The following is a 20,798-nucleotide window of genomic DNA, read 5'->3' as shown; positions in this document are numbered from 1 at the left end:
ACGTCCTTGACGATGAACTAATTTAAATGCCCCTATGAGAAAAAGACTATCCTACTTTTCATTGATTTTTTTGTGGATTTGCCTGACTGGCGGGTCTTACGCCCAAAACTCTAAAAAACCTACGGTGAACAACCCGCTGATAAAAGACGAATTCTTCAATAATATTCCATTGGCCAATGTATTGGCCGATATGGAAAAGAAGTATCCTATCAAATTAGTTTATGATAAAGCAGAGCTAAAACCTTATAATATTACCTATTGGTTTGCCAATGAAACTTTTCAGGATGGACTCAAAGCCATTTTTAAGAAAATACCCTTAAAGTTTTATGTCGATGAAAGCGATATAATACATGTAGTAGGGAAAAATAAAAAGATAGAAACAATAGCAGATGTGAAATTTGAAGGTAAACCAACTAAAAGCGATTTCACACTGACAGGTAGGGTAATAGATGCAACTAATGGAGAGAATCTTCCTTTTGCTACTGTAACAATCAAAAACACCAAAACGGGTAGTCAGACCAATGTTGACGGGTATTTTACGCTACTAAAAGTACCATCAGATACCGTTACGCTTGAAGTGAGTTATGTAGGTTTTCTTACCCGTCTGTTTCACTTGAATCCCAAAGTAAATCTGGAGGATTTAAAAATTGAAATAGACCCGGCCACTGGGGTATTAGAAGAAGTAACGGTAACTGAAAAGAAAACCGAAGTATTAAAAGCCAATGAGGTAGTGGGTATGATTAAAATGACTCCTCGTAATATCTCCAGGCTACCCAATGTGGGAGAAAGAGACCCTTTCAGAGCTTTTCAGTTAATGCCCGGGGTAAGTGCTTCTAACGAATCATCTTCTGGTTTATATGTGCGCGGAGGTACTCCTGACCAGACGCTGGTTCTTTATGATGGTTTCACAGTTTATCATGTAGACCACCTTTTTGGCTTCTTTTCTGCTTTTAATTACAATGCCATCAAAGATATCCAGCTTTACAAAGGTGGTTTTGATGCTAAATTCGGCGGAAGGATTTCAGCAGTAGCAGAGATAACCGGTAAAGAAGGAAATAAAAAGGAATTTAATGCCGGAGCCGATGTAAGTTTATTGAGCATCAACGGGTATATTGAAACACCTATTAAGGATAAATGGACCTTTCTGGTAGCTGCACGTCGCTCATGGAAAGGACCTCTCTACAAAAAATTATTTGAAAGATTTACTACCGAAAATACCACTCAGAATACACAGACGGGCAACCTGCCTGGTGGATCAGGCCGCAATCCGTTCAGCTCGTTCGGACAAGAGCAGGTGGCCAGTTCATATTTCTATGATTTAAACTCAAAACTGACCTTCCGGCCAACCAAAAGAGATATATTCTCCCTGAGCCTTTATAACGGCACGGATAATATGGATAATTCGAGTAGTTCGAGTTTGACAGGTTTTGGCCCTCCAGGTGGAGGGGGTGGTGGTGGTTTCGGAGGTAGAGGTTTTAATACGGCCACTAATGATATTTCTAACTGGGGGAACCTGGGAGGAAGTCTGAAATGGTCGAGACAATGGAATGAGAAATTCTATAGCAATGCTCTCATAAGCTATTCAAACTACTACAGTAATAGAGATAACAGCCGTCAGATGACTATTACAAGGGATAGCGTAGACAGAGATGTGAGAATAGGCCAGATAGAAGATAATAATTTATCTGATGTTACAGCTAAAGTAGATTTTGAATGGAAACCTATTCCTGACAATCAGTTTGACTTTGGCTTGCAGGCGACCAGAAACAATATCAAATATACTTATAGCCAGAATGATACAATCAAGGTATTAGACAGAGACGATACCGGAAGCCTGTACACTGCCTATATCCAGGACCAGATCAGGTTATTTGATACCAGACTGCATATCAATCCGGGTATCAGGATGAACTACTTTGACGTAACCCAAAAAAGCTATTTTGAGCCTAGAATCTCAGCCAATTTTAATGTTACTCCTAAACTCAAACTCAAGGGAGCTGCAGGTATTTATTACCAGTTTGTAAAACAGATTAACCGCGAAGACATCTCTCAAGGGAATCGCAATTTCTGGGTTTTATCTAATTCAACCACACTTCCAGTAACCAAATCAAAACATTTGATTCTAGGAGGAAGCTACGAAACATCTGACTATCTGATAGATGTAGAATTTTATCAGAAAAAGAGTACTGATATCACCGAATATACCTTGCGCTTTGTACCTCAACTCAACCGGATGTTAACAGCCAGCGAAACATTCTTTAATGGAGATGAAACTATCAATGGGGTAGATATCTTGATACAAAAGAAATTCGGTGATTTTAATGGTTGGATAGGCTATACTTTGGCAGAAGCCAAACGCAGTATTGCAGCGTTTTCTGACAAACCTTATTATTCAGATCAGGACGTAAGGCATCAGTTTAAAATCATTGGCTCATATAAATACAAGAAATGGGATTTTGCCGCTACCTGGATTTATTCCAGCGGTCGACCTTACACTTCTATTCTGGGCGCTTATCAGGTGACACTATTAGACGGAACCGTCAGAAACTTTACCAATCCATCTGATAAAAATGCCAATCGTTTTCCAGCTTATCATCGTTTGGATATCTCGGCTACTTATAATTTCAGCCCAAAATTCAATGTAGGTTTCTCGGTTTTCAACCTATATAATCGTACCAATGTCTGGTATAAAAGATTCCAGGTAATTACAGATGATGATTTGACAGTCTTACAGACGACTAACGTCAACTACCTTGGTTTTACGCCGAATGTTACACTATCATGGAAACTAAAATAATATTAGAAAGACAATGAAAAAGATATATAGTATCCTGCAAACTCTATTCACCTTCACCTGCATTATCAGTTGTACAGATGTCAATGATGTGGTAAACCCCAGAGAAAAGCCCATTATAGAGGCCTATCTGGCACCAGGCCAACCCGTCAGTATGAAAGTGTATACAGAAATACCTTATGCCGAAACATCAGAAGGCGTATCAGAACCCATTGATGGCCTTAGCATTAAAATTATAAGCAGTTCTGGCAAAGTATTTATCCTGAAATCAGTAGGCAGTGGAGTATATATCTCTGACAGCAACGAACTAATAGAGAAAGCACCTACAAAATACAAAATGGAGTTTGAATACCAAGACAGGGTAGTAAGTGGAGAAACTGAGATTCCTGAAAAACCTCTAGGTTTTACCATCAGTACTCATCAAATTTATCGTACTCAGGTAAATTTATCAAGTGGAGGATTCCTAGGCGGGCCGGGTGGTTTAGGCGGGAATGATAATACACCAGTAGAATTGTCGTGGAGTAACCCTGAAAATGTATATCATTTTATTGCGGTAGAAAATACAGAGGCTGAGCCTCAGCAAATTATTATTCCACCAACTGGCTCTGAATTCCCTACTTTCAGGTTCAGATTTACTAATGAGCCACTTTTAGGGACACATAACAATATTCAGCCCCAAAGCCTTGAATATTTCGGGAATTATGATGTGATATTGTACCGCATTAACCCTGATTATTCGGCACTTTATCAGTCAAGTGGTACAACTACACAGAACCTGAGCACGCCACCATCAAGTATTATCAATGGCCTGGGAATTTTTACTGGTATCAGTGCAGATACAGTAAAATTGAATGTCGGCAAAAATTAGTCTTTTTATTTATAGGTATACAGTTTAGTCAGATATGGGGTTGGCATATAGCGTGGCCAGCCCTTTTATCTTTATGAAATTATTAAGAAGCAGCAAGGAAATTAATCGTAGTTTTTTATAGGAATTGATAATCTATGCTTTACTTTGTGCCTGATATAAGGGTCACACATTTATATCATGATTCAATTTTCAACCAACAAAACCTACACCATTTACTATGAAATTACCTTTCATTTTTCTGCTTTGTGGTCTTCTGCTCTCCTCTGTCGGATTCTCACAAAAAAACGCACCCATTAATGTAGCATCTTACAATTTGAGGTATAATACTGCCAATGATGGAGTAAATGCCTGGCCAAATCGGAAAGAAATGGTTAAAGCGCTTATCAGCTTTCACGAATTTGACATTTTCGGTATTCAAGAGGGCTTACGTGGTCAATTAGAAGACATCGCCGAACTAAAGAATTTTGCATTTTTAGGAAGCGGTCGCGATGATGGCAAGCAAGCGGGCGAGCATTCCGCCATTTTTTACAGAACAGATAGATTCAAAGTATTGAAATCGGGCGATTTCTGGTTGAGCGAGACACCAGATAAACCGGGCAAAGGATGGGATGCAACGTGTTGTAATAGAATATGCTCATGGGCAAAGTTCAAAGACTTAAAGACCAAAAAAGATTTCTATTTCTTCAGCGTGCATTTCGACCACCAGGGAGTTGAAGCCCGCCGCCAATCAGGTAAACTGATGGTAAAAAAGATTCAGGAAATAGCTAAAGATGCACCTGTTATATGTGTAGGAGATTTAAACTCTACGCCTGAAACCGAGCAAGTGAAAGAAATTCAAACTATTCTGAATGATTCGCACAATGTTAGTGCGATGCCTCCGTATGGCCCTGAGGGTACATTCAATGCCTTCAAATTTGATGCACCTATGAAAAACAGAATTGATTATATTTTTACAGATAAACGTATCAGTGTTTTGAAATATGGAGTATTGACAGATGCAAAAGAGCAACGCTACCCATCAGATCACCAACCGGTGGTAATTAAAGCAGTTATTAACTAATTGTCTTATAAATTTTAGAATAAGGGCATTTTTCTTAAATAGAAAAATGCCCTTATTTTTTTGTGTACTTATGCCAAATTGGCGCTATTTTTGCCTATAATTATACGTACTTGTAAAGAAAGGTTAAAAAATCATACCTATTGTTTTGAAGTGATAAAATAATTATTTGATATTTGTTCTTTGCTATTGACTATCTAAACGTTAACTACCTTTTATGAAGAAAATTGCAGTTTTGCTATTGTTGACTACCTATTCCCATTTCATTTCTGCACAGCTCATTCCGGAACCTAAAGTCAAATTCGGAGAATATAATATGGAAGATGTAACGATGAAATCTTACGCAAAAGATTCATCTGTTGACGCCGTAGTATTATACGATTATGGAAGCTATGAATATGACTTTAATTCAGGTCTAACAGTTAATTATATCTTTCATCAGAGAATAAAAATTCTTAGAAAGTCAGGATTAAGATGGGCAAGTATAAATATCCCATTTTTCTGGGACTCTAATCCTGATAAGCAGGAAATCGTAAAAGATATTAAAGGTTTCACTTATAACCTTGAAGATGGGGGTGTTGTGGTTACAGAACTTAAAAAGACCTCTGTTTTTGAAGAGAAATCGTCAAGCAAATACAGAGATATAAAGATTGCCTTTCCACAAGTTAAAGAAGGTTCAGTGATTGAGCTAACCTATAAAATACAATCTCCTCTTTGGTATTATTTACGTACATGGAAATTCCAGAAGTCAATACCTGTGGTATGGAGTGCTATTAAAGCCATTATTCCAGGATATTTTGATTTCAAACTTACTTATTTTGGCTTTCAACCTTTTGCTATAAAAGAGGTTAAAGATGGAAAAAGCGTATTTTGGTCAAGGTCCGATGAACGTGGGCGTTTAATAGAAGATCCTTATCTTTCTTATCACTTTGCCATGCAGGATGTGCCTGCCATAAGAGAAGATGATTATATGACTACTGTGGAAGATTACAGAAGTTCTATTCACTTTGAATTGGCTAAAACAATTTTCCCTACCTCTGGTGAGCGTAATTACTCTATAACCTATAATGATGTAACCAAGACGCTTTTGGAATATCCTGACTTTGGTGTAGCATTAAGGAAATTCGGTAAAACAGCCAGAAAAATCAGTGCAGATATATTAGCGCAATCAAATACCAAGGATACCCTTACGCTTGTAAGTGCAGCGTATGAACATATCAGAAATACAATCACTTGGAATGGAGAAAACCGATTAATGGCTACCGAAAAGCTGGAAGATGTTTATGAAAAGAAATCGGGCAATTCGGCAGAAATCAATTTGATATTGGTAGGTGTTTTACAGGAATTAGGCTTTGATGCTAATCCGGTAGTTTTAAGTACCCGCGCCAACGGGAAATTAATTCCTGATATAGCATTGCTTGACCGGTTCAATTATAGCATTGCTCAGCTTGTAGTTAATGGGAAAGATTTTCTTCTGGATGCCACGGATAGGTATGTTAAAATGAATATGTTGCCCAAACGATGCCTGAACGAGCGTGGCTGGCTTATCTCGAAAAAACCAAGATGGGTGTCGTTAACGCCGACAAACAAAAAACAGACTACTACTTTCCTGACTTTTTCGATAGAAGAAGAGCAACAATTAAAAGGACAATTTTTCGAGTCTTATTTAGGCTATGCTAGTACCGAAAAAAAGGCTGAGATTGAGCGAGTAGGTCAGGATAAGTATATGGAGAGTCTCAAAAACATATATCCATCATTTGAAGACCCTATATTTACTTATAAAGAAAATGAAGCGAAGGAAGCCCGGATAGAGTGTGAAACAAAAGTAAATGAAGCTTATACTATTGCAGGAGAAAGAATCTTTATTCAGCCTTTGCTATGGAAAACTCAACAGGTAAACCCTTTTACCAAAGCTGATAGACAATATCCTGTTGATTTAGGCTATAATATTCAGGAGTTGGTGATTGCAAAATATACTCTTCCTGTCAATTATTCAGTGGAAAGTATGCCTGCCTCTATTTCCGTAACACTACCTGAGAATAAAGGCAGATATCAATACACGATAAAAGCAGAAAATGGGAAAGTAGAAGTAATGAGCCAATTCACGCTTGTCAGACCAATATTTTCAGCGGATGACTATATTACGCTAAGAGAGTTATATACCAGAATGATTGCCAAACAAAACGAACAAATTGTACTGAAGAAAAACTAATCCTATTATTTGCCTCTATAGTCTATAATCTTTTTCGTGACTAAAATGATGTCTGTAGAAGCTCTTGTAAAATTACGCTAAACACTAATGAAAAAAACTGCGCTCCTGCTATGGCTTGTATGCTGTGCTAACCTATTGTATGCTCAAAAAGTAGACTTACCAAGTATATATTTCGGGGAGGTTAATTTCTCTGACGTTGAGATGAAATACTACGACAAAGATTCTACTGCTGATGCAGTTGTATTGTACGATTATGGCAATACAAGTTTTGAACTGAAATCGGGAATGATTTATATCCATTTTGTTTACTATGGAAGAATAAAAATCCTGAAGAAATCTGCATTAAGTTTAGGTACTATTTCCAGAGTGCTGGTAAGTGGAGGTTACGGGAGAGAACAAATAATGTCAAAAATTGATGGGTTTACTTATAATATTGAAAATGGAGAAGTTAAAAAAGAAAAACTTACCAAAGAATCCATCTTTATAGAGAAGCGGGTTGGAGATTATCAAAATGTAAAAATAACCATGCCTAAAGTAAAGGAAGGCTCTGTTATTGATTACACCTATACGATTGATACACCATTCTCAATATCAGGGAATCCTGCCACATGGACTTTTCAGGCAGAGCGCCCGGTTCTTTGGAGCATCTACGAAATCTCCATTCCATCTTATTTTACCTATAGAATTTTAATGTCAGGTTATTTAGATTTGATAGCCAATGAATCTAAAGACGTCAGCCTTTCAATTGGCGCATTTAATACTACTGGCACTTATCAAAAATTTGTAATGAAAGATGCACCTGCATTCAGAAGTGAACCTTTCACTGCAAATATCGGAGACTATCTTTCTAAAATAGATTTTGAACTGACAAGCGTTGTCTGGCCAACAATGTTTAGCAGGATATATGCTTTAGATTATTCATCACTAAATCGTAATATGCTAGACAAAGAAATCTTTGGAGGACAGATTGAAAAGACAGGTTTTTTGAAAAGTATAGCTAAGGAAATTAAAGCCAAATATACCGATTCAACGGATCGTCTTAAAGCAGCTTGCGAATACATTCAGAAAAATGTAAAATGGGACGAAAACTTTAGCCTTTACTCTAATAATCTGAAAAAAGTATTAGAATCACATAAAGGAGATGCCGGCGACATTAATTTATTATTAATCGCATTGTTAAGAGAAATGGGTTTTGACGCAAACCCGGTCATTCTAAGTACAAGGGGACATGGCAAAATTCATGAACAATATGCGCTAATGAAAAAGTTTAATTATGTAGTAGCACATATTGAAAAAAATGGAAAAGATTTTCTCATGGATGCGACAGACGAATATCTGAAATTAGGTATGCTCCCTATTAATTGTCTGAATGGAAAAGGTTGGTTGGTTCATCCCACTAATGCAAGGTTTGTCACAATTACTACCCCTGAGCGAGATCTTAGGTTTGTAAAGGCAAACATGGTGATAGATGAAGATAGTGAACTAAAAGGAGATTTTTCTAAGTCTTATGGCGGTTATGGTGGTTGGAGTGCAAAAAAGGAATTTAAAAATAAAGGACAAGAAAAATATCTGGAAGATGTTAAGAAAGAAAATGCCACATGGGTGATTGAAAAAGCAGACTACATCAATGCCTCAGATTTAGAGGCTCCTATGGAAGCGCAGTATCAAGTAGTTTTAAATGAATATCTAACAAGAGCTGGTAATATATTGTACCTGAAACCCATGTTGTCTGAAGCCCATAAGGAGAATTTATTTAAAACGAAAGAACGCCTGTATCCAATTGATTTTGCTTTCGTTAAAGATGAAACATTTATTGCTAATTATGAACTCCCGAAAGACTATTCAATTGCAGAGATGCCTAAAAATGTTTCTATAAGTCTGCCAGAAAATGGCGGAAAATTTACTTACCTGATTGCTGTAAAAGGTAATATTCTGACTGTAAATAGTCGTATTCAGTTACGTAAACCACTTTACTATGTGGAAGATTATCCATCTCTGCGAGAGTTTTTTGACAAAATTGTAGAAAAGCATAACGAACAGATTGTATTAAAGAAAAACTGATTTTAGAATGAAATATTTGATTTTGTTATTGATAGGTTTTCAAAGCATTGCACAGGATTTTTCTGCTGCAAATATCCCGGCAGAACTGAAAGAAAAAGCCCACGCCGTGGTAAGAAATCATGAGACTGAGTTTTATGTCAAAGACATTGGTGAAGCAGTGATGAAAATCAAAGGAACAATTACCATTTTAGACGAAAAAGGAAATGATCATGCCAATCTTGTAGTCGGATATGATAAGTTCACTAAGGTTAGCAATATCGAGGCCCGTATTTATGATGCGAATGGTAAACAAATTAAGAAACTCAAAAAAGGCGACATTGAGAGTTTCAGTACCTCGTCCGGACAAAATTCAATTGAAGATAATTATGTAAAAGTAGCTTCATTGACCCAGTCAACCTATCCATATACGATTGATTATTCTTATGAATACTCTTATAAAAACATGATGTTTTATCCTGTATGGGAGGCTATTCTTGATAATGCTGAATTTACGGCTGTTGAGAAGGCTTTACTTAAAGTCTCATTGCCCGACGGTCTTCAATTCAGATATAAAGAGCAGAATATGCCTACAAAAGTAGTGATGACAAAGGAAGATGATCGATTGAATTATAGTTGGATTGTAACGAATTTAAAGGCTATAGAAAAAGAACCCAATAGCCCTCACTATTCCTTAATTATGCCAACCGTCTATACGGCCCCAACTGATTTTAAAATAGATGATTATACAGGCAATATCAATTCATGGAATGATATAGGAAAGTTTTATGGTGCCTTGAATTCCAATAGAGACCAGTTACCCGCTGAATTATCAGCTAAAATAAAAGACTTAGTGAAAAATGAAACTGATGTAACGAATAAAGTAAGGAAGGTGTATGAATACCTCCAGGCCAATACACGCTATGTAAGCATTCAGTTAGGCATAGGAGGCTGGCAATCAATGAAAGCAACAGAGGTAGCTACTAAAGGATACGGAGATTGTAAAGCCCTTACTAATTTTACCAAGGCAATGTTAAAAGATCTGAGTATTCCATCTTATATAGCATTAGTAAGAGCTGGAGAAGATAGAGCCGAAATTCAAGCAGATTTTCCGTCATTTCAATTCAATCATGTGATTTTATGCGTACCCATGTTTAAAGATACGTTGTGGTTAGAATGCACTAGCCAGAATAATCCTTATGGTTATTTAGGAAGTTTTACAGGTGACAGAAACGTTGTTCTGGTAACAGAGAACGGAGGGAAATTAATAAAAACGCCTACATATAAACATACTGATAATCAGCTTTTAAGAAATGCTACTATCGAAATAAAGGATAATGGAGAAGCTGTAGCAGATATTAAAACTGAGTATACAGGGTTACAACAAGAGATTTATGCAGAGGTAGCGCATTCATTAAGCAACGATGACCAGAAAAAATGGTTGTATAAAAACCTGAGTCTGCCAAGTGTTGAAATTATCAATTTTTCGTTGAATGAGAAAAAAGAAAGACTGCCAATAGTAGAGGAAAAACTTAATCTGCATTTAAGAAATATAGCCAATAAAAGCGGCTCACGTCTATTTATCACACCAAATATCCTGAATCAACAACGCAGGTTACCTATAGTAAATGCTAATAGGAAAACAGAGTTGGAATTAGACGGAAACTATCTGGATATTGATAATATAGCCTTCAAAATTCCTAAAGGGTATGCCGCAGAGTATCTACCGGAGCCTACAAAAATTGAGACTAAATTTGGTAAATATACCTCAAAGGTAGAAATGAAAGATGATGTAATTATATATAATAGAGAGGTAAGTATGTTTAAAGGACGCCATGCAGCGGCTACGTATAATGAATGGGTAGACTTTAAAAAGAAAATGGTTAAAGCGGATAAAAATCAGGTGGTTTTGGTAGCTAAGCCATAACAAATTTCTATTTTTACATGTTATTACTTAGCCATTCAATTATTCAACTTATGAAGAAAACAGTCTATTCCCTAAGCGTAGGATTTGGAATAATTCTCCTTACAAGTGCCTTTTTTGAAAAGCCTTTCAATGATGATCCAAAAACTAGCAAAATCAAACCCGACGATAATAATGGAGGTATAAAATTAGCTTCAGGGTTTGGAGCTACTGTGGTTTCTGAAGCTACCGGCAAAGCACGTCATATCAAAGTATTGCCAAACGGCACTATTTATATCAAAAATAGCAATGCCAAAGATGATAAAGGTATTACTGTATTAAAGGATACTAACGGCGATGGCAAGGCTGATGAAACCGAATATTTTGGTAATTATGGGGGCACTGGTATAGACATACATAATGGCTATTTATACGCTTCCTCCAATTCAGAAGTATTCCGTTATAAACTGGATGTCAATGGAAACGTGATTGATAAGAAAAATCCTGAAACAGTTATTACTGGTTTGCCTGATTTAAAACAACATGAATCTAAGCCATTTACATTTGATGAAAGTGGGAACATTTATGTAACTATCGGAGCACCATCGAATGTTTGTCAGGAAAAAGACCGTCAGAAAGGTTCGCCGGGTATGAATCCTTGTCCGTTATTAGAGAAAAACGGAGGTATCTGGCAGTTTAAAGCTGATAAACTAAATCAGAAGCAGGAAAACGGTGTGCGTTTTGCCACAGGTATTCGCAATGCAGTTGCCTTGGATTGGGATTCAAATACTAAGACTTTATATGCTTTGCAACATGGCCGTGATATGTTGTTTCAACACTTTCCTGAAATGTTTTCTGCAGAGAAAGGTGCAGAACTCCCTTCTGAAGAATTTCTATCAGTAAAAAAGGGGGATGATTTTGGTTGGCCGTATAGCTATTATGACCTGGATAAAAAACAAATGATGTTGTGTCCTGAATATGGTGGTGATGGTAAGAAGACATACACTAAAGCCAAAAAACCTATTATGGGTTTTCCGGGTCACTGGGCGCCTAATGATGTTTTATTCTATCACAGCAATCAGTTTCCTGCTAAATATAAAAATGGTGCGTTTATCTGTTTCCACGGTTCATGGAATCGTGCTCCATTAAATCAGGCCGGCTATTTTGTTGCATTTGTTCCATTTAAAAATGGGGTACCATCCGGTCCTTATGAAGTATTCGCAGAAGACTTTGCGGGTGGCCCTGAAATTAAGAGCCCTGGTGATGCTAAATCTCGTCCAATGGGATTAGCAGAGGGCCCTGACGGATCGTTGTATATAACCGATTCTGTCAAAGGAAAGGTTTGGAGAGTAATGTATAACAAATAATAATCTTAACTGAAGCAAAACCTTACAGGTCCTGGCTTGTAAGGTTTTGTTGTTTTGTCAATTCATGAAAAAAGTAGTAGTAATTTTTTTGGTTTTAAGTACTTATTGTGCCGTTGCTCAAACACCAAAAGTGCTCGATGGCAAAGGAGTTTACACACAATATTGCCTGCCTTGCCATCAGGAAGATGGTACAGGTGTACCAAACCTTAATCCACCCTTAAGAAAATCAGATTGGGTAAATGGTGACAGAAATCGTTTGATAAAAGTGATTTTAGAGGGACTGGATGAAGAAATTGAAGTAAATGGCGAAACCTATAATCGTGTGATGGCCGCTCATAGTTTTCTTACAGATAAACAAGTGGCCGATGTGCTGACTTATATCAGGTCTAATTTTGGGAATACTTCTGATGCCATCAAGGAAGAGGAAGTAAAAGCATTAAGAAAGAAAAAGCCTTAGTTCATAGACTAAGACTTCTCTATGTTCAAACTAAATCATCTAACTTTGCTCTGCTACCACATAAATGGCATCTAAATTTCTTCCCATGCCATCGTAATCAAGACCATAACCTATGACAAACTTGTTTTCAATTTCAAAACCTGAATAATCTACTTTTAGAGGCACTTTCAATGCCTCGGGCTTGTACAATAGGGTCATGATTTTAATAGAGGCGGGCTTTTGTGAGGCTAATTGTCCAAGTACTTCCTGCATGGTCATACCCGTATCTACTATATCTTCTACTATTATTACGTGTCTGTTTTTAATATCCTCTTTTAATCCAAGAATCTGTTTTACCTGTCCTGTTGATTCAGTACTCTGGTAAGAAGATACCCTGATAAATGTTATTTCGCACTCAATTTCAATAGATTTAAACAGGTCTCCTATAAACATAAAAGAGCCATTTAAAACACCAATTAATAAGGGATTTTTTCCGTTATAATCTTTGTTTAATTGTTGACCGAGTTCTTTGATACGAGCTTGCAATGCTTGTGATTCAATGAAAGGAACAAAGCTTTTGTCTTTGATTTGTTTCATATTTAATTATTTGGCAAACAAAAGTTTGCCTGTATATCGCCCGCAATTTAGTAATTTTGCAGAATAAAAATAATTTTAAGAAAATTTTAAGTTTTGCAATTTTATTTTTGTTCTATACGTTAATCAGAAAAATTGATAGAAATGAAATTAAAATATAGCTGGTTGATTTTAGTGATGGTGGCCCAGGTAGCACAAGCACAATTTTCGTGGTTTGGTGGCAGTACTAAGAAAAAACATCATGAGGTTTTGCTGGCCAATCGTGCCATCCAGATAGAAACCACGCAGGCCATCAATAATATGTATAATTCTAATTTTGATGCTGCTGAGCGTGATTTTAAGTGGCTAACAGTAAAGTATCCTGAGCACCCGATCGGATATTTCTTAATCGGGCTTAATGAATGGTGGAAGATACTGCCTGATAGTAAAGTTGAGAAATATGATGATGCTTGCTTTTATAATATGGATAAAGCCATTGATATGGCCGATGATATGCTGGACGATGATAGTGAAGATAAAGAAGCGGCATTTTTTATGGCAGCAGCCTATGCGGTAAAAGGCCGTTTGCATTCTGAAAGAGAAAACTGGATTAAAGCAGCCTGGGCAAGTAAACAAGCCATGAAATATTTGGAAAAATGCAGAGGCTTTGGCGATTTCAACCCGGAGTTAGCTATTGGAGACGGGTTATATAACTATTACTCTAAATGGATTCCTGAAAATTACCCTTCTTTAAAACCTATGTTGGTATTTTTCAGAAAAGGTGAGAAAAAAGATGGTATTAAGCAATTAGAGTATGTAGCACAAAATGCTTTTTATACCCGGATGGAAGCTAAGTACTTCTTGATGCAGATTTATTCGATGGAAAATCAGCATCAAAAAGCCTATTACACAGCTTCACAAATGCACAGCATGTATCCTAATAACTCTTTTTTCCATCGTTATGCGGCCCGCACAGCCTTTGTTTTAGGGAAGACAGACGAAGCAGAAGTTTTAGCGCAGGAATTACTCAATAATGTAAATTCTGGTAAGCAAGGCTATGAAGCAACGGCCGGACGCTATGCAGCTTATATTTTAGGGTATCTTAATATGAATTATAGAAACAATATACCTAAAGCCAAAGAATATTATCAGCAAACCATTGATTTTGCTGTGCAAAGCAAGGCTAAAGATTCGGGCTATTTTTTAGGAGCTAATCTGGCACTAGGTAAAATGGCTGTTAGCGAAAAAGACTATCCAAAGGCGATTGAGTATTTTACTATCGTAGCCAATAATGCTGAAAAAAAATCAGATACTTACAAAGAAGCCAAAAGGCAAATAGATGAGACTAAGAAGTTAATGAAATCTGCCAGAAAGAAATAAATCTTGAAAAGGAGAGATGTTTAAAGTGTTGGGTGTATTTTTGAAAAAAAATAGATTGTTTTGAAAAGAACCCAAAAGTACTTAGTAACGTTTCTCCTTTTTTTATTAATTGTCCCGACGCTTCTAGCGCAAACCATCACTAGAGGACCTTATCTTCAACAACTTAGTAACAACGGTGTAATTATCCGTTGGCGGACAAATACTCCAACTGAAAGTGTTGTTAAACTCTACCAGGACAACCCTGCCCAGACCTCCAACATTTCTGATGCCTCACTTACGACTGAGCATATTGTTCAGTTAAGAGACCTGAAAGCAGATACCCGCTATAATTACTCAGTGGGCACCAATGCAGCCACATTAGCATCAGGCAAAGATTTTTATTTTGTAACTGGCCCACCTAAAGGTAGTACACGTCCCATTCATATATGGGCAATGGGAGATTTCGGTGATGAATCGACCAAGATTTATATGGAAACTCAACAGGGCATTAGGAGTAGCTACCTAAAAAATCGCCCAGCATTTAATGATTTATGGTTATGGTTAGGCGATAATGCGTATTGCTGTGGTACAGATGCAGAATACCAGAAGCAGGTATTTGATTTTTACGGGCCAGGTATTTTTGGTAATACCCCTTTCTCTCCATCTCCCGGTAACCATGAATACTTTGCCAGTCCTACCGGTAGAGTAGACAGGAAAATCCCTTACTACGATATTATCAGCGTACCTGGCAAGGGCGAAATGGGCGGTGTACCATCTAATCAGAAAGCATATTATTCATACGATTATGGCAACATTCATGTTATTTCCCTTGATTCTGATGGGTTTGATAATGGCAAGAGAGTCTACGACCCACAAAGCCCGCAATACCAATGGCTGAAACAGGATTTAGCCGCCAATAAGGCCATGTGGACAATAGTCATGTTTCATCATCCACCTTATACGAAACGTTCACATGATTCAGATGCTGAGCCCGAATTGCAATTCATGAGAGAAAATCTAGTGCTACTTTTCGATCAATACAAAGTTGATTTAGTACTTGCAGGGCATAGCCATATTTATGAGCGTTCGTATCTGATGAAAAATCATACAGGGCATTCCATGTCATTTAACTATGATGAGCACGTAGTTCAAAAAGTAAATGGTCGTTATGATGCCAATCCGGATTCAAAGCCATTTATAAATAAAGACGAAGGGACAATTTATTGTACTGTAGGTTCTGCAGGTCGGTTGGATTGGAATGGTTCTCACGATGTTCATCCATCCTCTATTTATTCAAATATTTCAATTGGAGGTTCATTATTACTGACTGTCAACGGCAACCGGATAGATGGCCGATGGATATGTGCTGATAATGTAGAGCGAGACCATTTTACTGTTTTCAAGAATGTCAATAAAAGGGAGGATTTACATGTAGAATATGGCTCAAAAATTCACCTGAACTCTTCATGGAGGGGTAGTCACATCTGGTCGACCGGAAATAAAAAAGATAAAGAAATAGATTACCAGGCTCTTAAATCTGAGACGGTAATAGTAAAGGATTCACTAGGGTTTTTAGAAGATGATTTTATAATTACTGTTACTCCACAACCTATTATCAATACCGATTTTAGTACAACATTAGTTTGTCCGGGTCGGGCTTTAAGCGTGGCTTTTGATGTTCAGCATACAGATATTAAAAAATGGAATTATTCTTTAGAGCTATCAGATGCTAATGGTTCATTTAAAAAACCATTAGTATTAGCCAAATCTGCAACAAGCCCAATTCAAATTACATTGACAGATAGTTTAAAAGAGGGGAACAATTATAAATTTAGAGTTAGACCAAACGTTGATTATTTCGACGAGCGCTCTAGCCAGACTTTTACAATAAGCAAACCGGCGTCAGGAGGTTTTATCGGTGAAAAGACTATTCCGTTTGATACACTTGTCAACTTAACACTTCGCTTTTCAGGCACACCTCCTTATACTTACAAAGTGAGTCAATTGTCTGAGACTACAACGCAAAGTAATGAGGTAAATATAAAAGTAAAGCCTATTCAAGCCACAGCTTATACGCTGGAAAGTTTAAAAAATGTTTGTGGAAACGGACAAATCATTGCCAATGATGCCAACGTTTCGATATTGGCTCCACTTTCAATTGATAATGAAAACTCGAGGATATTTTCAATTTTTCCAAATCCTACCTTCGGCGATTTAATCATTGAGAATGAAACAGACAAGCCAGTCAAAACTCAAATTCACCTGGTTGATTTAAATGGTAAAAGGATATTGAATAAAACTCTTGTGATTGATAAAAGAGAAATTATTTCTCTGCAGGATATTCCATCGGGCAATTATGTACTTAATTTAAAAACTTCATCGCTAAAGGTAAGTAGAAAAATTACTAAATTGTAATTGCGCTTTATTAATCAAAAAAGCCTTTTTCTGTGGAAGAAAAAGGCTTTTTTTTTATGCTTTTGATTATTTTCAAGGTACTGGTAATACCTGACTATCTTTGAAACTCGAAAGAATCACCATCGTTTGTGTGTTGGCTACTTCTTCAATTTCATTGATGGTTTCCATAATCAATTTCTGATATGAATTTATATCTTTAGCAATTACTTTCAACAAGAAATCGCAAGAACCTGTTACGTGATGACACTCAATTATTTCAGGAACCCGTAAAATTTTCTCAACAAAAGCATCGGTAATCGATTTTCTATGGCCTGACAAAGAAACCTGAACAAAGGTCATAACACCTAAGCCAACTTTTTCTCTATCTATTTGGGCATGATAACTCTTGATGATACCAGATAATTCTAATTTTTTTACGCGTTCAAGCGTGGGTGCAGGAGATAAACCAATTTCTTTTGAAAGCTGTGCGTTTGTAATCTTGCCATTACTCTGGAGTATTTCCAGCAATTTATGGTCGATTGGATCGAGTTTATTAATACTCATTGTGTATTGTTATTTTGAAGTGCAAAATATTATTTGGCGCAAAGCTATAGGTTTTTTCTTTAAAAGCATAATAAAATACGGAATATTTGCCAAAAAAGAAAATTTTTTTTTAGTAAAATCCAAAAAACCAATAATTGGTACTATCGGATTTAAAAGATTATTTGGTATGGAATGTAATCTTTCTTTTCGGTGTTAATAGAACTGTTATACCCATTAATCAGATACTCTATGAGCAAGCAATTAGCTACAAAAGTAAAAGCCATCATCACGGGAGCAACAGGAATGGTAGGAGAGGGTGTGTTGTTGGAATGCTTATCAAACAATAATATAGAAGAGGTTTTGATAATTAACAGAAAACCCTCTGGTTTTCAACATCCAAAACTCAAAGAGATTATCCATAAAGATTTTCAGGATTTTTCATCGATTGAATCTCAATTGAAAGGTTATAATGCATGCTTCTTTTGCCTGGGAGTCTCTTCAGTTGGTATGAAAGAGGTTGAGTATTATAAACTCACCTATACCTTAACCTTGCATGTCGCGAATACACTAGTAAAGTATAATCAGGATATGACTTTCTGTTATGTGTCTGGTGCAAGTACCGATAGTACAGAACAAGGAAGAATGATGTGGGCCAGAGTAAAAGGCAAAACAGAAAATGATTTGACGAAATTGCCTTTTAAACAAGTTTACAATTTCCGTCCTGGGGCAATTGAGGCTACAAAAGGCCAAAAGAATGTTTTGTCTTATTATAAATATTTTAGCTGGCTTTTTCCGATTATCAAGCTTTTTGCCCCTAATGCAGTTGTGAAGTTGAAAGAAATAGGCGTAGCTATGATTAATACAGTAACCAAAGGTTACGAGAAGCAGATATTAGAAGTAAGTGATATAAAAACTCTGGCAGCCCGATAAAAAGAAAAGCCTCTCCAAAAAGAAGAAGCTTTCTCGGGTTAACCAACAGTTACATTTCTGTAATATTTTAATAACTTAAATAATCTTCAAAGCCAGTGTGATTTGCCATCCGCTGGCTTTCTGACTAAATTGTGAATTACCTTGCAGATTTAGTTGAGAGATTTCAGATAAACTTCCTTCTTTTCTTAAATCTATATCAAAGCCTAATATTTTCACACCAACACCCACCTGATAGCCAAATGTGGCTTTTTTCATGGCATCATCAAAACTACCTGAAGTATAACCTTTGATTGATTCGCCCAATTTCTTGTCTTCGTCCAGTTTGAAAGTCGCTACAGGTCCTCCCATAATACGGATGAATTTAAGCACTCTGAAACCCACTAACACAGGCACATCAATATTACTGTATTTGAATTTTACCTTGCCATATTGAGTAGTTTCAACAACGCCACCTCTTTGGGCAAAAAGCACTTCGGGTTGTAAATACACTTTATTACCAATTCTTCCAAAAGCACCTAAAACAAAGCCTGTTTGTGTATCTAAGCTTTCTTTAATATTATTGTTCAATGAACCGGCATCTGTATACACCTTATTAAAATTAATGCCTCCTTTAATACCAAAACCAGATTGAGCAAAAGAAGTGGAGAGAGAGCAGAACAACGCAAATAGACTAAGAATTGTGATTTTTTTCATGATGTTTTTTGTTAAATGATTAGTAACGATTTGCAAAAGGTACACGTCAATTCATAGTCCTGTTACTTGCTTGTTGGATTTATTGGATTAACGTATATCAACCTCACAATCGTATTTGGTTAACGAAACATTAACAGTTTTTTCCTGTTGATTGTTATCATTTTATTCGTTATCTTTATAAGTATCTAAAACATATATCTTACTAATGTATCCGCATAAACTTTTTTAATCTTTAAAACTTATTGAATGGCAAAAGTCAAAACAGCTTATTTCTGTCAGAATTGTGGATATAATTCACCCAAATGGTTAGGACGCTGCCCCTCTTGCGGCGAATGGAGTACAATGGTAGAGGAGGTCGTTACCAAAGATGAACCGGAAAAAGGAAACTGGAAATTTACTTCCTCAGGTACCCCTAAGACAGCCAACAAACCGAAAACCCTCACCGAGATTACCAAACATGAAAGGTATCGGATTATTACAGACGATGGAGAGCTGAATCGTGTACTAGGAAGTGGAATCGTACCAGGCTCATTAGTACTAATAGGAGGAGAGCCTGGCATAGGTAAATCTACCCTGATGTTGCAAATTGCATTAAGTTTAAAAGACTATACAGTTTTATACGTATCAGGCGAGGAGAGCGAACAACAGATAAAGATGCGTGCTGAACGCATGAATTTTACAAACGAACGCTGTTATATTTTGAATGAAACGGCTACAGATAATATCTTCCGTCAGATAGAATTGATGGAACCCGATATTGTGATTATCGACTCTATTCAGACCTTGGTTTCTCCCTTGATTGAATCAGGTGCCGGAAGTGTATCTCAAGTAAAAGAATGTACGGCAGAGTTGATGAAATTTTCAAAGGAATCAGATACTCCGGTGATTATGATCGGGCATATTACCAAAGATGGTTCCTTAGCCGGGCCAAAAGTACTGGAGCATATGGTAGATACTGTCCTGCAATTTGAGGGCGACCGTCATATGACTTACCGGATACTACGCACAACCAAAAACCGCTTCGGAAGTACTTCTGAATTAGGCATATACGAAATGCAAAGTGATGGACTTCGACAGGTAAGCAATCCGTCAGAAATTCTGATTTCACAAAGAGAGGAAGACTTAAGCGGAATTACCATTGCAGCAATGCTAGAGGGTAACAGACCACTGCTGATTGAAATCCAATCTTTGGTAAGCACTGCTACCTATGGTACTCCCCAACGTACAAGCAATGGTTTTGATAGTCGACGCATGCAAATGCTTTTAGCAGTGCTTGAAAAACGTGGCGGATTCAGAATAGGCACTCAGGATGTCTTCTTAAATATCGCCGGAGGCTTAAAAGTAGAAGACCCTGCTATTGATTTAGCTATATGTACTTCTATTGTCTCTTCATTCGAAGATATAAGTATCCCACACCTCTATTGTTTTGCTGCAGAAGTAGGTTTGGGGGGTGAAGTGAGAGCTGTAAACCGAATTGAAAACCGTATTTCTGAGGCTGAAAAATTAGGTTTTAAGAAGATATTCATTTCAAAGTATAATCAGAAAGGACTGGACACCAGAAATTATAAAATTGAAATTTTTGCGGCCAGTAAGTTAGAAGAAGTATTCAGTGAATTATTTGGATAACGTTTA

At 36.9% G+C, this 20,798-nt stretch carries 15 protein-coding genes; 12 read left to right on the top strand and 3 right to left on the bottom strand.

Annotated features, from left to right (window positions below; translation table 11 throughout):
* The first annotated feature begins 34 nt into the window (after window positions 1–34).
* From D0T08_RS20750 to D0T08_RS20715, 8 genes are all read left to right on the top strand, one after another.
* Entirely contained in the window at window positions 35–2,797 is a 2,763-nt protein-coding gene (locus D0T08_RS20750) for a TonB-dependent receptor domain-containing protein (protein WP_116984595.1), read from the top strand.
* A 13-nt stretch (window positions 2,798–2,810) separates the two neighbouring features.
* Window positions 2,811–3,662: a DUF4249 family protein gene (locus D0T08_RS20745; protein WP_116984594.1), complete on the top strand. Its 852-nt coding sequence runs from the start codon at window positions 2,811–2,813 to the stop codon at window positions 3,660–3,662.
* A gap of 217 nt (window positions 3,663–3,879) precedes the next feature.
* Window positions 3,880–4,722, top strand: a complete 843-nt coding sequence (locus D0T08_RS20740; protein WP_116984593.1) for an endonuclease/exonuclease/phosphatase family protein — start codon at window positions 3,880–3,882, stop codon at window positions 4,720–4,722.
* Window positions 4,723–4,936: 214 nt separating this feature from the next.
* Window positions 4,937–6,931, top strand: coding sequence for a DUF3857 domain-containing protein (locus tag D0T08_RS20735; RefSeq protein WP_116984592.1), 1,995 nt, complete (start codon window positions 4,937–4,939; stop codon window positions 6,929–6,931).
* 87 nt (window positions 6,932–7,018) lie between these two features.
* Complete coding sequence (locus tag D0T08_RS20730) at window positions 7,019–8,992, top strand: transglutaminase family protein (protein WP_116984591.1); 1,974 nt, start codon at window positions 7,019–7,021, stop codon at window positions 8,990–8,992.
* Between the two features lie 7 nt (window positions 8,993–8,999).
* Window positions 9,000–10,895, top strand: coding sequence for a DUF3857 domain-containing protein (locus tag D0T08_RS20725; RefSeq protein ID WP_116984590.1), 1,896 nt, complete (start codon window positions 9,000–9,002; stop codon window positions 10,893–10,895).
* 50 nt (window positions 10,896–10,945) lie between these two features.
* Window positions 10,946–12,238 (top strand): sorbosone dehydrogenase family protein, encoded by a 1,293-nt coding sequence (locus tag D0T08_RS20720; protein ID WP_116984589.1) that lies wholly within the window; start codon window positions 10,946–10,948, stop codon window positions 12,236–12,238.
* Window positions 12,239–12,302: 64 nt separating this feature from the next.
* On the top strand, window positions 12,303–12,695 hold the full coding sequence (locus D0T08_RS20715; protein WP_116984588.1) for a cytochrome c: 393 nt from the start codon (window positions 12,303–12,305) through the stop codon (window positions 12,693–12,695).
* A gap of 39 nt (window positions 12,696–12,734) precedes the next feature.
* On the opposite strand, the gene hpt is transcribed toward D0T08_RS20715, so the two are convergent.
* Window positions 12,735–13,271, bottom strand: coding sequence for a hypoxanthine phosphoribosyltransferase (hpt, locus tag D0T08_RS20710; RefSeq protein ID WP_116984587.1), 537 nt, complete (start codon window positions 13,269–13,271; stop codon window positions 12,735–12,737).
* 141 nt (window positions 13,272–13,412) lie between these two features.
* On the opposite strand from hpt, the gene D0T08_RS20705 reads away from it, so the two are divergent.
* Both D0T08_RS20705 and D0T08_RS20700 read left to right on the top strand, forming a co-directional pair.
* Window positions 13,413–14,627, top strand: a complete 1,215-nt coding sequence (locus D0T08_RS20705; protein WP_116984586.1) for a lipopolysaccharide assembly protein LapB — start codon at window positions 13,413–13,415, stop codon at window positions 14,625–14,627.
* Between the two features lie 60 nt (window positions 14,628–14,687).
* Window positions 14,688–17,021, top strand: a complete 2,334-nt coding sequence (locus D0T08_RS20700) for a metallophosphoesterase (RefSeq protein ID WP_116984585.1) — start codon at window positions 14,688–14,690, stop codon at window positions 17,019–17,021.
* A 72-nt stretch (window positions 17,022–17,093) separates the two neighbouring features.
* Here D0T08_RS20700 and D0T08_RS20695 read toward each other — a convergent pair whose 3' ends face one another.
* Complete coding sequence (locus tag D0T08_RS20695) at window positions 17,094–17,564, bottom strand: Lrp/AsnC family transcriptional regulator (protein WP_116984584.1); 471 nt, start codon at window positions 17,562–17,564, stop codon at window positions 17,094–17,096.
* Window positions 17,565–17,792: 228 nt separating this feature from the next.
* Here D0T08_RS20695 and D0T08_RS20685 point away from each other — a divergent pair, with 228 nt between their 5' ends.
* A complete protein-coding gene (locus D0T08_RS20685) occupies window positions 17,793–18,473 on the top strand; it encodes an NAD-dependent epimerase/dehydratase family protein (RefSeq protein WP_116984582.1) in 681 nt (226 codons plus the stop codon).
* Between the two features lie 75 nt (window positions 18,474–18,548).
* Here the strand turns inward: D0T08_RS20685 and D0T08_RS20680 are convergent, their stop codons facing one another.
* The gene (locus D0T08_RS20680) at window positions 18,549–19,166 is read right to left on the bottom strand and encodes a porin family protein (protein ID WP_116984581.1); all 618 of its coding nucleotides are present in this window, start codon (window positions 19,164–19,166) and stop codon (window positions 18,549–18,551) included.
* A 246-nt stretch (window positions 19,167–19,412) separates the two neighbouring features.
* Between D0T08_RS20680 and radA the strand changes: the two genes are divergently transcribed.
* The gene (radA, locus tag D0T08_RS20675) at window positions 19,413–20,792 is read left to right on the top strand and encodes a DNA repair protein RadA (RefSeq protein WP_116984580.1); all 1,380 of its coding nucleotides are present in this window, start codon (window positions 19,413–19,415) and stop codon (window positions 20,790–20,792) included.
* The last annotated feature ends 6 nt before the right edge of the window (window positions 20,793–20,798 follow it).

Origin of the sequence: Emticicia sp. C21 (assembly GCF_003418935.1) — a bacterium.
Lineage (GTDB): Bacteria > Bacteroidota > Bacteroidia > Cytophagales > Spirosomataceae > Emticicia.
The sequence above is the reverse complement of the archived record's forward strand: the minus strand, read 5'-3'. Positions and strand labels throughout refer to the sequence as shown.

What these genes read in the sequence shown, in the direction of transcription:
- D0T08_RS20750 (WP_116984595.1), top strand. Translation starts at nt 35, where the DNA reads ATGAGAAAAAGACTATCCTACTTTTCATTGATTTTTTTGTGGATTTGC.
- D0T08_RS20745 (WP_116984594.1), top strand. Translation starts at nt 2,811, where the DNA reads ATGAAAAAGATATATAGTATCCTGCAAACTCTATTCACCTTCACCTGC.
- D0T08_RS20740 (WP_116984593.1), top strand. Translation starts at nt 3,880, where the DNA reads ATGAAATTACCTTTCATTTTTCTGCTTTGTGGTCTTCTGCTCTCCTCT.
- D0T08_RS20735 (WP_116984592.1), top strand. Translation starts at nt 4,937, where the DNA reads ATGAAGAAAATTGCAGTTTTGCTATTGTTGACTACCTATTCCCATTTC.
- D0T08_RS20730 (WP_116984591.1), top strand. Translation starts at nt 7,019, where the DNA reads ATGAAAAAAACTGCGCTCCTGCTATGGCTTGTATGCTGTGCTAACCTA.
- D0T08_RS20725 (WP_116984590.1), top strand. Translation starts at nt 9,000, where the DNA reads ATGAAATATTTGATTTTGTTATTGATAGGTTTTCAAAGCATTGCACAG.
- D0T08_RS20720 (WP_116984589.1), top strand. Translation starts at nt 10,946, where the DNA reads ATGAAGAAAACAGTCTATTCCCTAAGCGTAGGATTTGGAATAATTCTC.
- D0T08_RS20715 (WP_116984588.1), top strand. Translation starts at nt 12,303, where the DNA reads ATGAAAAAAGTAGTAGTAATTTTTTTGGTTTTAAGTACTTATTGTGCC.
- hpt (WP_116984587.1), bottom strand. Translation starts at nt 13,271, where the DNA reads ATGAAACAAATCAAAGACAAAAGCTTTGTTCCTTTCATTGAATCACAA.
- D0T08_RS20705 (WP_116984586.1), top strand. Translation starts at nt 13,413, where the DNA reads ATGAAATTAAAATATAGCTGGTTGATTTTAGTGATGGTGGCCCAGGTA.
- D0T08_RS20695 (WP_116984584.1), bottom strand. Translation starts at nt 17,564, where the DNA reads ATGAGTATTAATAAACTCGATCCAATCGACCATAAATTGCTGGAAATA.
- D0T08_RS20685 (WP_116984582.1), top strand. Translation starts at nt 17,793, where the DNA reads ATGAGCAAGCAATTAGCTACAAAAGTAAAAGCCATCATCACGGGAGCA.
- D0T08_RS20680 (WP_116984581.1), bottom strand. Translation starts at nt 19,166, where the DNA reads ATGAAAAAAATCACAATTCTTAGTCTATTTGCGTTGTTCTGCTCTCTC.
- radA (WP_116984580.1), top strand. Translation starts at nt 19,413, where the DNA reads ATGGCAAAAGTCAAAACAGCTTATTTCTGTCAGAATTGTGGATATAAT.